The sequence below is a fragment of the Streptomyces sp. Y1 genome (assembly GCF_041053115.1).
GTDB lineage: Bacteria > Actinomycetota > Actinomycetes > Streptomycetales > Streptomycetaceae > Kitasatospora > Kitasatospora rubellomurina.
In genome coordinates, this window is record NZ_CP163445.1 from 5,894,893 (window position 1) to 5,908,747 (window position 13,855).

14 protein-coding genes and 2 pseudogenes are annotated in these 13,855 nt (G+C 72.2%); 10 read left to right on the forward strand and 6 right to left on the reverse strand.

Translation table 11 applies throughout. The features are described from left to right. Positions 1-38: 38 nt before the first annotated feature. Positions 39-1,163, reverse strand: coding sequence for an esterase family protein (locus AB2U05_RS25665; RefSeq protein ID WP_045711506.1), 1,125 nt, complete (start codon positions 1,161-1,163; stop codon positions 39-41). A 376-nt stretch (positions 1,164-1,539) separates the two neighbouring features. Here AB2U05_RS25665 and AB2U05_RS25670 point away from each other — a divergent pair. From AB2U05_RS25670 to AB2U05_RS25695, 6 genes and pseudogenes are all read left to right on the forward strand, one after another. Further along, a pseudogene (locus tag AB2U05_RS25670) lies at positions 1,540-2,136 on the forward strand (serine protease); the annotation flags it as partial. A 213-nt stretch (positions 2,137-2,349) separates the two neighbouring features. Continuing rightward, positions 2,350-3,069, forward strand: a pseudogene (locus tag AB2U05_RS25675) (putative Ig domain-containing protein); the annotation flags it as partial. 270 nt (positions 3,070-3,339) lie between these two features. Then, a complete protein-coding gene (locus tag AB2U05_RS25680) occupies positions 3,340-3,777 on the forward strand; it encodes a hypothetical protein (protein WP_045697434.1) in 438 nt (145 codons plus the stop codon). 10 nt (positions 3,778-3,787) lie between these two features. Continuing rightward, on the forward strand, positions 3,788-6,037 hold the full coding sequence (locus tag AB2U05_RS25685) for a DUF6571 family protein (protein WP_369184367.1): 2,250 nt from the start codon (positions 3,788-3,790) through the stop codon (positions 6,035-6,037). After that, positions 6,030-6,683: a hypothetical protein gene (locus tag AB2U05_RS25690; RefSeq protein WP_045697432.1), complete on the forward strand. Its 654-nt coding sequence runs from the start codon at positions 6,030-6,032 to the stop codon at positions 6,681-6,683. Before AB2U05_RS25685 ends, AB2U05_RS25690 begins: the two co-directional genes overlap by 8 nt. A 33-nt stretch (positions 6,684-6,716) precedes the next feature. Then, positions 6,717-7,373: an HAD family phosphatase gene (locus AB2U05_RS25695; RefSeq protein ID WP_107072985.1), complete on the forward strand. Its 657-nt coding sequence runs from the start codon at positions 6,717-6,719 to the stop codon at positions 7,371-7,373. Here AB2U05_RS25695 and AB2U05_RS25700 read toward each other — a convergent pair. Further along, complete coding sequence (locus tag AB2U05_RS25700; protein WP_157882127.1) at positions 7,361-7,564, reverse strand: hypothetical protein; 204 nt, start codon at positions 7,562-7,564, stop codon at positions 7,361-7,363. The genes AB2U05_RS25695 and AB2U05_RS25700 overlap by 13 nt on opposite strands. A 66-nt stretch (positions 7,565-7,630) precedes the next feature. Between AB2U05_RS25700 and AB2U05_RS25705 the strand changes: the two genes are divergently transcribed. Then, positions 7,631-8,614: an aminoglycoside phosphotransferase family protein gene (locus AB2U05_RS25705; RefSeq protein WP_369184368.1), complete on the forward strand. Its 984-nt coding sequence runs from the start codon at positions 7,631-7,633 to the stop codon at positions 8,612-8,614. Here the strand turns inward: AB2U05_RS25705 and AB2U05_RS25710 are convergent. Next, positions 8,566-9,402 carry a hypothetical protein gene (locus AB2U05_RS25710; protein WP_369184369.1) on the reverse strand — a complete coding sequence of 279 codons (837 nt, stop codon included), beginning with the start codon at positions 9,400-9,402 and terminating at the stop codon, positions 8,566-8,568. The genes AB2U05_RS25705 and AB2U05_RS25710 overlap by 49 nt on opposite strands. Positions 9,403-9,473: 71 nt before the next feature. On the opposite strand from AB2U05_RS25710, the gene AB2U05_RS25715 reads away from it, so the two are divergent. Beyond that, complete coding sequence (locus AB2U05_RS25715) at positions 9,474-9,782, forward strand: cupin domain-containing protein (protein ID WP_369184370.1); 309 nt, start codon at positions 9,474-9,476, stop codon at positions 9,780-9,782. A 13-nt stretch (positions 9,783-9,795) separates the two neighbouring features. Here AB2U05_RS25715 and AB2U05_RS25720 read toward each other — a convergent pair whose 3' ends face one another. Continuing rightward, complete coding sequence (locus AB2U05_RS25720; RefSeq protein ID WP_045697424.1) at positions 9,796-10,494, reverse strand: aspartate/glutamate racemase family protein; 699 nt, start codon at positions 10,492-10,494, stop codon at positions 9,796-9,798. A gap of 176 nt (positions 10,495-10,670) precedes the next feature. On the opposite strand from AB2U05_RS25720, the gene atpF reads away from it, so the two are divergent. Beyond that, positions 10,671-11,180 (forward strand): F0F1 ATP synthase subunit B, encoded by a 510-nt coding sequence (atpF, locus tag AB2U05_RS25725; protein WP_045697422.1) that lies wholly within the window; start codon positions 10,671-10,673, stop codon positions 11,178-11,180. A 102-nt stretch (positions 11,181-11,282) separates the two neighbouring features. Beyond that, entirely contained in the window at positions 11,283-11,588 is a 306-nt protein-coding gene (locus AB2U05_RS25730; protein WP_369184371.1) for a hypothetical protein, read from the forward strand. Positions 11,589-11,594: 6 nt separating this feature from the next. On the opposite strand, the gene AB2U05_RS25735 is transcribed toward AB2U05_RS25730, so the two are convergent. Together AB2U05_RS25735 and AB2U05_RS25740 are read right to left on the reverse strand one after the other, a co-directional pair. Beyond that, positions 11,595-13,055 (reverse strand): MFS transporter, encoded by a 1,461-nt coding sequence (locus tag AB2U05_RS25735; protein WP_369184372.1) that lies wholly within the window; start codon positions 13,053-13,055, stop codon positions 11,595-11,597. 86 nt (positions 13,056-13,141) lie between these two features. Beyond that, positions 13,142-13,717 (reverse strand): TetR/AcrR family transcriptional regulator, encoded by a 576-nt coding sequence (locus AB2U05_RS25740; protein ID WP_045697418.1) that lies wholly within the window; start codon positions 13,715-13,717, stop codon positions 13,142-13,144. Positions 13,718-13,855: the final 138 nt, after the last annotated feature.

Below are 13,855 nucleotides of genomic sequence, written 5' to 3' on the forward strand. Positions count from 1 at the left end.
TGTGAGCCGGGTGTGATCTGCGCGGCCGGACGGGTGATCTACGCGGCGGCGGGGGGCATGGTGAGGTGTTTGCCCAGCCACTCCAGGGCCGGGGGGATCTCCCGGGTCCAGGTGTGGAAGTTGTGGCCGGCGGTGTCCAGGGTGATGGTGGACATCTTGGTGGGGGCCTTGAAGGCGCCGACCATGGCCTGGGTCTCGTCGTAGTTGTTCTCGTCGTTCGCGGTGGTGAGCAGCAGGGAGACGGGCGCGGGCGGCTGGTTCTTGAGCCGCCACAGCAGGTCGTTCTCCTGCTTGAGCTTGTTGTCGCCGCCGAACAGGTCGCCGGTGGTCGGGTCGTGGGCGGCGCTGTAGTAGCCGGAGAGCGCGACCGCGGCCCGGTAGGAGTCGGGCTTGCGCAGCGCGAACTTGAGCGCGCAGTAGCCGCCGGTGGAGTTGCCGATGACGGCCCGGTTGGCCGGGTCGGTGCCGATCCGGTAGGTGGTGGCGAGGGCCTTGGGCAGGTCGGTGGTGAAGAAGGTCTCGACCTGGGGGCCGTTCGGCACGTCGACGCACTCGGTGTCGCGGTTGTCGACGAGGGTGGGGCGGGTCATCACCAGGATGGTCGGCGGCAGCTTCTTCTGCTCGATCGCGGCGAGCGTGGAGGCCGGGTACTGCATGAGCGAGATCAGCTTCTCCGGGGTGCCCGGGTAGCCGGTGAGCACCAGGGCCATCGGGAAGCGCTGCTTGGCGAAGTCCGGCTGGAAGTACTGCGGGGGGAGGTAGACGTAGGCCTCGCTGCTCAGGCCGCTGCCGGCTCCTTTGACGTCGACCTTCTGGATCAGCCCGGAGCGCTCCGGGTCCGAGCCCTGCGCCGAGTAGAACTTCTGCTCGCCGGTGACGGCGACGCCGGAGGCGTTGGGCTGGTGGTCGACGACCGTGCCGAGCCCGCCGCTGGTGCCGAGCAGGTCGGTCCAGGAGCTGTAGAAGCCGAAGTAGCTGTTGGCGATCAGGCCCATCGCGGCCAGCACCGTCACCTGGGTGGCGAGGAAGGTGCCGATCCGGCCCAGCCAGGACTTCCAGCCCTTGCCGCCGAAGCGGGGCCACAGCCACATGGTGGCGGCGAAGACGGCCACCGCGAGGACCGAGGTGATGATCTGGAGGGGGAGTCCGGTGAGACTGAGCACGTGCCGATCGTAGTTGACCTCCCGGGAAGCCCCCGGACGGCCCCTGGGAGGTGGCCGCTCGGTAGTCGTCCGGTCACGCCTTCGCGCGGGTGTCGATCCGCATGCGGACCGTTCCGGGGTGGGCGGGTCCGTCGCGGGGCGGGGGAGGCGGGCACTTCACCGGGCGTGGAGTGTCGCCGGGCCGGGCCGTAACGGGCATACCGGGACGGGGGGTTGCGGGATCGGGTCACAACAGCGCATCCGTGGTGGCCAGTTCGGTCACAACGGTTGATTCCTTGTAGTGGGCATGGCACTTTCGTGCGGCGCGGGCCTCGGCGACCAGCCGGGGGACCCGCGATCCCCCACAAGGAGAGCCATGCTGAAGAGACTTGTCGCGATGGCCGGTGCGGGCGTCGTCGTCGCGGGCGGCCTGACCTTCGCCGCCACCCCCGCGAACGCCGTCCAGGCGGCCGACCTGACCTCCACCATCGCGCTGGACGACTGCTCGGCCTCGCTGGTCCGCTACCCCACCTCGGTGGCCGGCGATCGGGCGCTCATGCTCACGAACGGGCACTGCCTGCCGACCATGCCCTCGGCCGGGCAGGTCATCCAGAACCAGAGCGCCAGCCGCAGCGGCACCCTGCTCGACGGCGCGGGCAACACCCTCGGCACCGTCCAGGCGGACAAGGTGCTGTACGCGACGATGACCGGCACCGACGTCACGCTGTACGAGCTCACCGACACCTACGGGTCGATCAGCTCCAAGTACGGCGCCACCGCGCTGACCCTCAGCGACACCCACCCGGTCGACGGCTCGTCGATGTACATCCCGTCCTCGTACTGGAAGCAGACCTGGAACTGCTCCGTCAACGGCTTCGTGCCCACCCTGCGCGAGGACCAGTGGACCTGGCACGACTCGCTCCGCTACAGCTCCGGCTGCAACACCACGCACGGCACCTCCGGCTCGCCGATCGTCGACTCCGCCAGCGGGCGGGTCGTCGGCATCAACAACACCGGCAACGACAACGGCGAGATGTGCACCCTCGACAACCCCTGCGAGGTCGCGGCGGACGGCACCACCACCGCCACCAAGGGCCAGAGCTACGGCGAGGAGACGTACTGGTTCACCACCTGCCTGGGCCCCGGCAACGTCATCGACCTCAACGTCGCGGGCTGCCTGCTCACCAAGCCGGCCGGCAGCGGCGCCGTCTCGGTGAGCAACCCGGGCAACCAGTCGACCGCGGTCGGCGGCTCGGTCAACCTGCAGATCAAGGCCTCGGGCGGCACCGCGCCGCTGTCGTACAGCGCGAGCGGCCTGCCGGCCGGGCTGTCGATCAACGCCTCGACCGGTGTGATCTCCGGTACGGCCTCGACCGCGGGCAGCTCCAACGTCACCGTCACGGTGAAGGACGCGTCCGGCAAGACCGGTTCGGCCTCCTTCACCTGGGCCGTGACCGGTGGCGGCGGCGGTACCTGCACCCCGGCGCAGCTGCTCGGCAACCAGGGCTTCGAGACGGGCACGGCGGCGCCGTGGACGGCTTCGAGCGGCGTGGTCGACAACAGCTCCTCGCAGGCGGCGCACGGCGGCTTGTGGAAGGCGTGGCTGAACGGCTACGGCAGCGCCCACACCGACTCGCTGTCCCAGACGGTCAGCATCCCGGCCGGCTGCAAGGCGACGCTGAGCTTCTGGCTGCACATCGACACCGCGGAGACCGGCTCGACCGCGTACGACAAGCTGACCGTGTCGGTGAACGGCACCACGCTGAAGACCTACTCCAACGTGGACGCCGCCGCCGGCTACCAGCAGCGCACCTTCGACCTGTCGGCCTACGCGGGCCAGACGGTCACCCTGAAGTTCAACGGCGTCGAGGACTCCTCGCTGCAGACGAGCTTCCTGATCGACGACACCTCCATCCAGGTCGGCTGACCCCAGCTTGGTTCAGCAGGCAGGGCCCGGCGGCAACCACCGCCGGGCCCTGCCGGCCTTCCTGGTGCCCGCCACCCCACGCTCAGGTTTCGCTCAACTCCCGTACATCACACAGCTTGTTGGTTAGGCTCCCAATTGACGTGGACCGGGCGGGTGGTCCGTCCACGTTCTCCTGTCGTGCGCCGGAACCACGTGATCCGGCCGACGGCCACGCGGAGCCACGAGTTTGGGGGGCGGGGACGAATGACTGACCTGGATTTCGAGCGGAAAGTGAATCCGTGGCTCTTCGACAGCTCCGGAAACCTGACGGAGGCGGCGAAGAAGCAGTTCCCGGACCTCGCCGCCGCCGCGGCCGGCGCCCAGCCGCAGGGGTGGTCGCCGGAGCCGGTGACGGGGGCGGGCGGCGGCCGGACGGTGAAGGTCAGCCCGGAGGCGCTGCGGCGGGCGGGGACCAATGCGGGCACCCTGCACACCAAGTTCGACAAGGCCTGTGGGGACGCGTGGAAGGACATCGTCGCCGACACGCAGGACATGGACAGGTCCGCCTGGAAGATCGTCCAGGCCGTCTGGGACGCGTTCGACGTCTGGAGCGGCCAGTGCAAGACCACCAGCGGGATGATCGCGGAGGTGGCCGGGGCGCTGTCCAGCAACGCCGAACAGTATGCGCGCGCCGAACAGGTGAACGCCCAGAACCTGACGAAGAACTGAGGCCTTCGACATGGTGACCTTCAACGACCTGGCGCGAGAGAAGTTCAGCGGCATCGGGAGCCTGGCCGAAGGCTTCGAGTCGCTGGTCCGCACGTGGGGGCTCTCCTCCGAGCTCACCGGGGACATCATCACGCCGCTGCAGGCGTCGGGCTGGCGGGGCGACGCGGCCGAACGGGCCTCCGTCACGATCGTCAAGGTCCGGAACGAGATCGACGCGGCCTTCGAGGAGGCGAGCGGCATCGCGAAGGCCCTGCGCAGCGCCCACACCGAATTCACCGCCGCCCGGGCGGACCTGGACGCGGCGGTCAAGAAGGCCACCGACCAGTCCATGACGGTGGACCACTCGACCGGCAGGATCAGTTGGCCGGCGCCGAAGAGCGCCGTGGACAAGAGCGATCCGGAGCAGTACCACGCGACCTTCAAGAAGTTGGCGGAGGAGGTGGCCGGCGACATCGCGAAGGCCCTGAAGAGGGCTGCGACGGCCGACGCCGCGGCGGTGGCGGCGCTCTCCGCCGTCACCGGGAAGGACAAGACCGCCTTCAAGCCCGCGCCGAACAACCCCGAGGAGCAGGCCAAGCAGGCGGCCGACCTCCTGAAGCTGGCCGGGAACCTCACGGACGGCCAACTGGACCAGCTCAACAAGGCTTTGAAGGAACACGCCAACGACCCGCGGTTCACCACGGCGTTCTACCAGAACCTCGGACCGGACGGCTTCCTCAAGTACTACGGTCAGCTGGCCCTCGCCTCGGCGGACAAGGGCGGCAGGCGGCCGCAGGCCATCGAGGACCTCCAGAAGAACCTCGGCACGGCGCTGGCCACCGCCACCAACACCCGCAACTACCCCCGCCTGTCCGACGAGTGGGAGGCAGGCCTGCGTCGGGCCGGATCCGCCAGGGCAGACGTCTTCCTGCCCGGCAAGCGGGGCAACGTCAGTGCCCAGCCGTTCGGCTACCAGATCCTGACCAACATCCTGCGAACCGGGACGTACGACGCGCACTTCCTCAATCCGATCGCCGAGCACGTCACCCAGCTCAGCCAGATGAAGGGCTTCTGGACCTCGGCGCCGTGGATCGACGGGGACTTCGACCAGCTGAAGTTCCTGGGCCACCCGGGCGGTTCCCGCCAGGGCGGATTCAATCCGATGTCGGGGGTGCTGGAGGCGCTCGCGCACAATCCGCAGGCCGCGCTCCAGTACTTCCACGACCCGGCGACGGCCTACGACCTCGACGGGTCGGTCAAGGCCCTCAACCAGAAGAACACCTATTTCGACGTGCTGGCCAAGGGGGGCGACGACTCGCCGCTCCAGGACGTCTGGAAGGGGCACTACTTCCCCGGTGGCCACGCGGAGCCGTCCGGGGCGCTCGCCTTCGGCCACGCACTCGAGTCGGCCGCCACCGGACGTGCCTTCGACGCACCCCAGGACACCCCGCTGCCCCAGCACACGCCTGAGATGTCGAAGCTGATGAAGGAGGTGGTCGACCGCTTCGGGAACACGGACGGTCCCTCGCTGCTCCGCAAGGACGGCGCCTTCGCGGACCTCGCACCCAGCCTCGGCCACCTGACCGCCGGCTACATGGGTGACGTCCAGAAGGCGGTGACTCAGTACGACAAGCTGCTGACGACCTACGGATCTCCGGCGGGCCTGGAGCCCGACAGCACGGCGAAGCTGCTGGGGGCGTTGGGCCGGAACCCCGAGGCCTTCGGTGCCGTCGCCCAGGCTCAGCAGGCCTACACGACGGCACACATCCAGGACATCATGCTGAACCGGGAAGCCCACGGCGCCCAGTTCGGCCAAGCCGTGAACAACGCCGCACACTCCGGCGGTGCGGTGGCCGGGATCCTCACCGCGGCTCGGACCGACACCCTGGTCGGCGAGCTGAAGGGGCAGGAGAAGGCCTACAACGACTCCATCGACCGCAACGCCATGTGGGGGAAGTCGCTCTGGAGCATGACCGGCGGCAAGCTGCTCGGGGCGGTTCCCGTGGTCGGCCCGGGCCTGTCGCTGCCGGTGAACTACTTCATCGACCACGAGGCGTCGAGCTACCACATCAGCCTGAACACCGCGGATCCGGCCACGAAGGCGGACATCGCGGGCCTCGCCGGAGCAACCGGCGCCGCCAAGACGGCGGTGGAGAACGCCGCACAGGGGACCGGGCTCACTCCGCTGCAGGTCGAGGACCTGTCCACGGGAGCCGCGAACCAGTCGTGGGACGGCGTGACCGGCGGGGCCGGGCTCTTCATCCGGGCCGTCAATGGCTGAGGGCGGCCGGCGCCGGCGGCAGTGGCTCGCCGCCGTGGTCGCGGTGGTGGTGCTCGCCGGGGCCGGGTGGTGGTGGCGGTCGGCCCACGCACCGGCGGAGCTGCCCGCCGGCGCCTGCTGGTCGGTGCTCACCAGGGCCGACCTCAAGCCGCTGGCGGAGGACGAGCAGGGGACGTTCGCCGCGTCCTACTGGCTGGACGACGACGGGAAGCGGCTCCGCCCGTCCCCGACCCGGTACGAGCAGAGCTGCGAGGTCCGTCGAAGCCCGGCGGACGCCATCGTGCGGGTCGCCGTACGGTCCGTGAACGAGTCCGCCATGACGGCCCTCTACGGCCCGGGCTCGCAGGCGACCTACAGTCGGCTCGACTTCGGTGCGGACGTGCAAGGGTGGGTCGGGCAGGACAAGGTGGGCCTCGGGTTCCGGTGTGACAATCCGGAGAGCATGCGTATGGAAGCGCCGTACGTGGGGGTCGAGGTCAGCACGCGCTTCACCCATCCGGTACCGGACGGGAAGCACCGGGCGATCCTCGACATCCTGCTGAAGGTCACCAAGGCCGTCGTGGCGGACTTCCCGTGTGCGAACCCGGTGCGGTTGCCGGACGGTGTCCCCGCGTCGGCGACGAACTTCCCGCCGCCGGGCCCATGACCGCTCGCGGCCTCGTTCTATGCTCATCGGATGATCAACGAGCCGGTAGAGCTGGTGATATTCGACTGCGACGGGGTCCTGGTGGACAGCGAGGTGATCGCCGTCCGGGTGGTGGGGCGGCTGGTGGCGGAGTTGGGGTGGCCGTTGACCGAGGCCGAGGTGATCGAGAAGTTCGTCGGGCGGTCGGAGGCGGCCAACCACGCGATGGTCGCCGAGCGGTTGGGGGAGGAGGCCGCGACGGTGTTCGACAAGCGGTTCCGCGAGCTGCACGCGCTGGCCGTGGACGCGGAGTTGACGCCGGTGGACGGGCTGCCGCAGGCGCTGGACGCGATCACGCTGCCGACCTGTGTGGCGTCCAGCGGCACGCACGAGAAGATGCGGCACACCCTGGGCCGTACCGGCCTCTACGAGCGGTTCGAGGGGCGGATCTTCAGCGCGACCGAGGTCGGGCGCGGCAAGCCCGCGCCCGACCTGTTCCTGCACGCCGCGCGGAGCATGGGCGTCGACCCGGCGGCCTGCGTCGTCGTCGAGGACAGCGGGCCCGGTGTCACGGCCGCCCGCGCCGCGGGGATGCGCGCGCTCGGCTACGCGGGCGGCGTCACCGCGGCGCAGCGGCTGGCCGGGCCGGGCACGGTGGTCTTCGACGACATGCGCGACCTGCCCGGGCTGATCGCCGCCTACCAGGGGTAGCGGCCGCCCTCCTCGGCGCCGGAGTGCCCGGAGTGCTGGTTGAGGTCGGTGGCGCAGTAGCCCGGCTCCAGCGCGCTGACCTTGATGCCGGACGCGCGCAGGGTGCGGGCGTCATGTCCTCCGACCTTCCCGGGGTGGCGGGGACGATCGAGCGGCACCGGGGGAAGGGCGGCCTCCACTTCGTCGACCACCTGGGGCGGACCGTGCCCTGGTAATTCGCTTGCCGGGCCGGCCCGCCGCTGGCAGGTTCGGTCGGCATGACGTCCTCCGAGGGAAAGATGCACGCCGACGAAGTGGACATCGACGCCGCCCTGGTGCGGCGGATGGTGGCTGCCCGGTTCCCGCAGTGGGCCGGCCTGCCGGTGGAGTCGGTCGTCTCGTCCGGGACGAGCAACGCGATGTTCCGGCTGGGCGCCGAGCTGGTGGTGCGGCTGCCCCGGATCGCCGCGGCGGCGGAGGACGTCGCCAAGGAGCAGCGGTGGCTGCCCCGGCTGGCGCCGGAGCTGCCCGTCGCGGTGCCGGCGCCGCTGGGGGTGGGCGGGCCGGTCGCCGGGTACCCGCTGCCGTGGTCCGTCCTCGGCTGGCTGGACGGCGCCAACCCGGTGCCCGGGCGGCCGGACGAACCGGAGCTGCTGGCGAGGGACTTGGCGGCCTTCACCACCGCCCTGCAGCGGGTCGACCCGACCGGCGGCCCGGCCTCCTATCGCAGCGAGACGCTGGCGGCGCGTGACGGCGGCACCAGGGCGGCGATCGCGGCGCTGGCGGGTGTCGTCCCCGCCGGGGAGGTGACGTCGGCGTGGGAGGCCGCACTTCGCGCACCCGCGCACGGCGGGGCGCCGGTCTGGATCCACGCCGACCTGCAGCCGGGCAACCTGCTGGTGTCCGCGGACGGCCGGTTGAGCGCCGTCATCGACTTCGGCTGCCTGGGCCTCGGCGACCCGGCGGTGGACCTGCTCGCCGCCTGGTACGTGCTCCCGGCCACGGCCCGGGACGCCTTCCGGGCGGCGGTCGGCGCCGACGAGGCCGCCTGGGCGCGGGGGAGGGGCTGGGCGCTGTCCGTCGCGCTGATGGAGCTGAGCTACTACCGGGAGACCAACCCGCGCATGGCGCGGACCGCCCGGTACGTGATCGGCGAGGTGCTGGCCGAGCGCACCGCGGCGGCTCGCGCCTCAGCGGGTCACGTCCCGGCCGGTCAGGCCCCCGCGGACGGCTCCTCCGCCGCGGGCAGCCGCCACTCGTAGACCCACAGGTCCTCCGCCCAGGCCGGGAAGCCGCCGGGGCGGGCGGCCGCCGGGGTGCGCAACAGGCAACGGTGGCGCAGCAGTTCGCGGCGCTCCGCGGGGGTGAGCCGACGCTCCTCGGGGCCGAGGTTCGCCGGGTCGTCCGGGTGGAGGTCGGGGCGGCCGTCGATGGGGCGGTCCTCGGCGACGTTGAGCAGGTCGCCGTGCGGGGTGCGGTAGTCGAGCCGGAAGTCCGTGCGCCACTGGGAGTTGCCGCCCCAGCCCTGGGAGAGGTCGCGGGTGGGGCGGTGGGCGCGGCGGTGCGTCCAGTAGAGCACCGAGCGGTCGGCGACGCCGCGTTCGGCGTGCGCGGCCCCGGCCCGGACGCGGACGCGGGCACGGGTGAACAGCAGCTCGCCGAGCATGAGGCCGGGCGTGCGGACGTCCAGCAGTTCGATCGGGGCGTCCGGGTCCTCGGCCTGCTCGACCTCGGCGATCTCGTGGCGGAAGGGGTCGAAGGCGGTGTCGGCGGCCGTGCAGGGTGCCATTCCGAGAGCGGTGAACAGGGCGAGGTAGGGCGGGAGTTGCGGCTCCAGCAGGAGGAGGTCGGCGACCCGGCCGAGCGCGTACAGCTCCTCCAGCAGGCCCCGGCCGTCCTCGGTGCCCCACCAGCGGGTGCGGTGGACGGCGGCGGTGCGCAGCCGGGCGCGGTAGTCGGCGGTGGCGGACGGGCGGAGCCAGGCGTCGACGACGTCCCGGTGGGGGCGGTCGGCGTCGAGCAGGGCCTCGTACAGGGTGCGGGCGTTCACCGGGCCGATCCTGGCAGGTTTTACCTTCCGGTCGACCAACTGCCGGCCCGGCGCGGGTAGCGTCGCCGGTCATGAGCCTGGTGGACGTGAACGAGTGTGCGGCCCGACTGCCGGAGGCCTGGCGGTCCGTGGTCGTGGGGACGGTCGGGACGGCGGCGGTCAAGGTGCTGCGGATGGACGGTCGTGCGCTGCCCGAGGAGGTGCACGGGACGGCGGAGGTGTTGTACGTGGCCGAGGGCGTCCTCGAACTGGCCGTGGGCGGTGAGGACGTGTCGGTGCGGCCCGGTGAGCTGTGCCGGGTCCCCGCTGGGGTGCCGCACGCGGTGAGGGCGGGCAGCCGGGGCACGCTGCTGATCCTGGAGGTCCCGGAGCAGGTCTGAGTGCGAGAGCCGGTCAGTACTGGTCGCCGAGGGCGGCGGTGACCGCGGCCTCGGCGTGGAGGCGGGTGGTGGGGAACACCGGGACGGGGCTGTCCTCGGGGCCGATGAGCAGTTCGATCTCGGTGCAGCCGAGGATGATCCCTTCCGCCCCGGCGGCGACCAGGTCCCCGATCACCTGCCGGTAGTCCGCCCGGGATTCCTCGCGGACCACCCCGACGCACAGCTCCTCGTAGATCACCCGGTGGACGAGGGCTCGCGAGGCGGCTTCCGGAACGAGGACGTCGAGGCCGTGCGCGGCCAACCGGCCCCGGTAGAAGTCCTGTTCCATGGTGAACGCCGTTCCCAGCAGCCCGACCCGGCGCACTCCCGCCGCCCGTACGGCCCGGGCGGTGGCGTCGGCGAGGTGCAGCAGGGGGACGGAGACCGCTGCCGCGACCTGGTCGGCGACCTTGTGCATGGTGTTGGTGCAGATCAGCAGCAGGTCGGCGCCCGCCGCCTCCAGCGATCGTGCCGCATCGGCGAGGACGGACCCGGCCTCCTGCCAGCGCCCCGCCGTCTGCAACTGCTCGATCTCGGCGAAGTCGACCGAGTACAGCACGAGGCGGGCGGAGTGCAGGCCGCCGAGGCGGTCGCGGGTGAGCCCGTTGAGCAGGCGGTAGTACTCGGCGGTGGATTCCCAGCTCATGCCGCCGATCAGGCCGAGGGTCTTCATGGGGCATTTATAAAGCAGACAGAAGGGTTGCGGCAAAAGTATAAGGATTACTTTGACCAGCCGGGTGCGTGGGTGGGCAGGCGGTACGTGTACGCGCCGTGCCCCGCCGCCCGGGGCGGGCCGGTGGAGCCGGGGCCGACGGAGGTCGGTGACGGTAGTTCAAATACCATCGGACTATGGGACCCTTGCAGCCGGATGCCGCTGAACTCGTTGTCGGACTCGTCGTCTTCTTCCTGATCTTCGGATTCCTCGGGAAGCTGGTGCTTCCCCGGATCGAAAAGACCCTGGCCGAGCGCCAGGACGCCACCGAGGGTGGCATCGAGCGGGCCGAGGCGGCGCGCGCCGAGGCGCAGCGGGTCTACGAGGAGTTCCAGGCGGAGCTCTCCGCCGCCCGTCACGAGGCGGCCGCGATCCGCCAGAGCGCCACCGAGGAGGGCGCGGCGCTGCTCGCGCAGCTGCGGGCCGAGGGCCTGGAGGTGCGGGACCGCCTGGTGGCGGAGGCCGCCGTCCAGCTGGCGGCCGACCGGGTGCTGGCCGAGGCCGAGCTGCGCGAGGACGTGATCCGCCTCGCCGGTGAGCTGGCCGGCCGGATCATCGGCGAGCCGGTCGACACCCTCCCGCGCACCCGGGCGATCGCCGACGAGTTCTTCGCCGAGCTCGACACCGAGGCGGCCGCGCGCGCCTGACCCGACCCCACGGACTTCCCCACGACCCGGGCCCCGGTCGGCGGTACTCACCGCCGACCGGGGCCCGCGCCATGGCGCCGGTGCCGCGCGAGGATGACGGCCATGGGGGACGTGGAGCGGATCCGGGTGCGGCTGCGGGAGTCGGCGAAGGCCCACCCCGAGGTGCGGGACCTCACCGCCCGGCGCCACCGCTACCGGCTGGACCCGCCGCTCCCGGCGTCGGAGGTGGCCGCTTTCGAGCGCCGGCACGGTCTCGAACTCCGCGGCTCCTTCGCCCGCCTGGTGGTGACGGGCGGGGCGGCCGGGCAGGTGTGGTCGGACCACCTGTGGACCGGGTCGAGCCTCGACCCGGGGCCGGACTTCCGCGACTGGTACCTGAGGTGGCTGGACGGCGCCGCCGGCCGCTAGCTCCGGTCAGCGCTCGGCGGCGGCCGCCGCCACCCGGGGCGCCGCCGGAGCCGGAGCCGGAGCCGGAGCCGCAGCCGGAGCCGCGGCCGGAGCCGCTGCCGCGGCGGTGACCCGGCCGAGCCGGACGGTCAGGCCGATCATCACGAGGACGGCGCCGAGCGCCAGCCAGGTGGCCGCGGCCGCCGCGGTGGCGTACCCGTGGTCGTCGAGGACGGTGAAGTAGGTGCCGCCGAGGGCGGCGACGCCGGTGACGGCGGCGAACTGCTGGGTGGTGGAGAGGGTGCCGGAGGCGGTCCCGGCGCGCTCGGGGGTGATGCCGGCCATCGGGGCGCCGATCAGGGACGGCAGGACGAGCCCGTTGCCGACGCCCATCAGGGCGAGGGCGGTGAGCAGCCACGGGAGGGCGTGGTCGGCGCCGGTGGTCCGCAGGCCGAGGGCGGTCACGAGCAGGCTGAGCGCGGTGACCGCCCCGCCGGCGACCGGGACGCGCAGCCCGTACCTGGGGAGCAGCCGCTTGCCGGTCAGCGAGCCGGCCATGGCGAGGACGGCCATCGGGGTGAAGACCAGGCCGGAGCGGAGCGGGCTGTAGCCGAAGCCGGTCTGCAGGGTGAGGGCGAGGACGAAGACGAAGCCGGCGAAGTAGGCCATGAAGGCGGCGTTGACGGCGAGTCCGGTGCGGAAGACGGGCCCGCGCAGCAGCTGCGGGTCGAGCAGCGGCTGGCCGCCGCGGGCGGCGAGCCGGCGCTCCCGGCGCAGGGCGGCGAGGAAGGCGGGGACGGCGGCGGCGAGCATGGCCCAGGCCCAGAGCGGCCAGCCGGCCTCGCGGCCGAGGACGAGCGGGACGAGGGCCAGGGCGAGCGAGCCGGAGAGGGCGAGGGCGCCGATGCCGTCCAGGGCGGGGCGGCGGCCGGTGTCGGCGCGGGGCAGGACGGCGGCGGCGACGGCGAGGACGGCGAGGCCGACCGGCAGGTTGACCAGGAAGACGGCGCGCCAGCCGAGGCCGAACAGGTCGCCGTCGAGCAGGACGCCGCCGAGCAGTTGGCCGCAGACGCCGCTGAGGCCGCCGGTGACGCCGAACCAGGCGAGGGCGCGCGGCCGGTCCGCCGCGGGGAGCGCGGTGGTGATGAGGGCGAGCACCTGGGGGACCATGGCGGCGGCGCTGAGGCCCTGGACGAGGCGGGCGAGCACCAGCTGGGTGGGGGACTGGGCGAGTCCGCACAGGACGGAGGCGGCGGTGAAGGCGGCCATGCCGGTCAGGAACATCCGCCGGTGGCCGAGGATGTCGCCCAGGCGTCCGCCGATGACGAGGCCGGTGGCGTAGCTGAACACGTAGCCGGCGACGACGAGTTCGAGGGCGGCCTGGCCGGCGCCGAGGTCGCCGCGGATGGCGGGCAGGGCGACGTTGACGACGTTGCCGTCGAAGCCGTACATGAAGAAGGCCGCCAGGATGACGGGCAGGAGGGGCATGGGGTCGGGCCTCCGGTGGCGATGGTTATTGGTCAATGTGCCAAAAACTTGGGCAGCAGAAGTCCCCGCGGCGGGGCGGGGGTGTCTCAGGCGCGCAGGTCGTCGATCACGGCGTCGATGGTCGCGTGCAGGGACTCGGCCTCGAAGCCGGCCTTGGCCTGCAGGATCAGGCCGTGGAAGGCGGCCATCGTCTGCCGGGCCAGCAGGCGCGGCGCGCGGTCCGTACGGATCTCGCCGCGGAGCCGGCCGTCCTCGATCGCGGCGGTCAGCGAGGCCTCCAGCGGTACGAAGACCTCCCGGGCCAGCTGGGCCAACTCCGGCTCGGTGCCGGCCAGTTCGGTGACGGTGTTGACCGCCAGGCAGCCGCGCCGGTCGAGCGTCGTGCGGTCCACGCCGGCGCGCATCATCCCGCGGATGCGCTCCAGCGGCCGCTCGCCGTCCAGCATGGCGTTGACGCCGGCCGCGCCGCGCTCCCGGTAGCGGCGCAGCGCCAGCTCGAACAGCTGCCGCTTGCCGCCGAACGCGTTGTACAGGCTGCCGCGCAGCATGCCGGTGCTCGCGGCGAGGTCGTCGGTGGAGGTCGCGGTGTACCCCTTGGACCAGAAGGTGTCCATGGCCGCGTCGATCGCGGCGTCGGTGTCGAACTTCCTCGGGCGTGCCATGCGAGTAGCGTGCCAGTTCTTGTCGGATGTGTCAAAAACCAGGGCCGGCCTCCCGGGCGATGCGTGCGGCGGCCGAGTTCCGGTGGGGGGCGGCTCGGGTGTCCGCGCCACCGGGCGTCCGGAATGCGAACGCGCCGC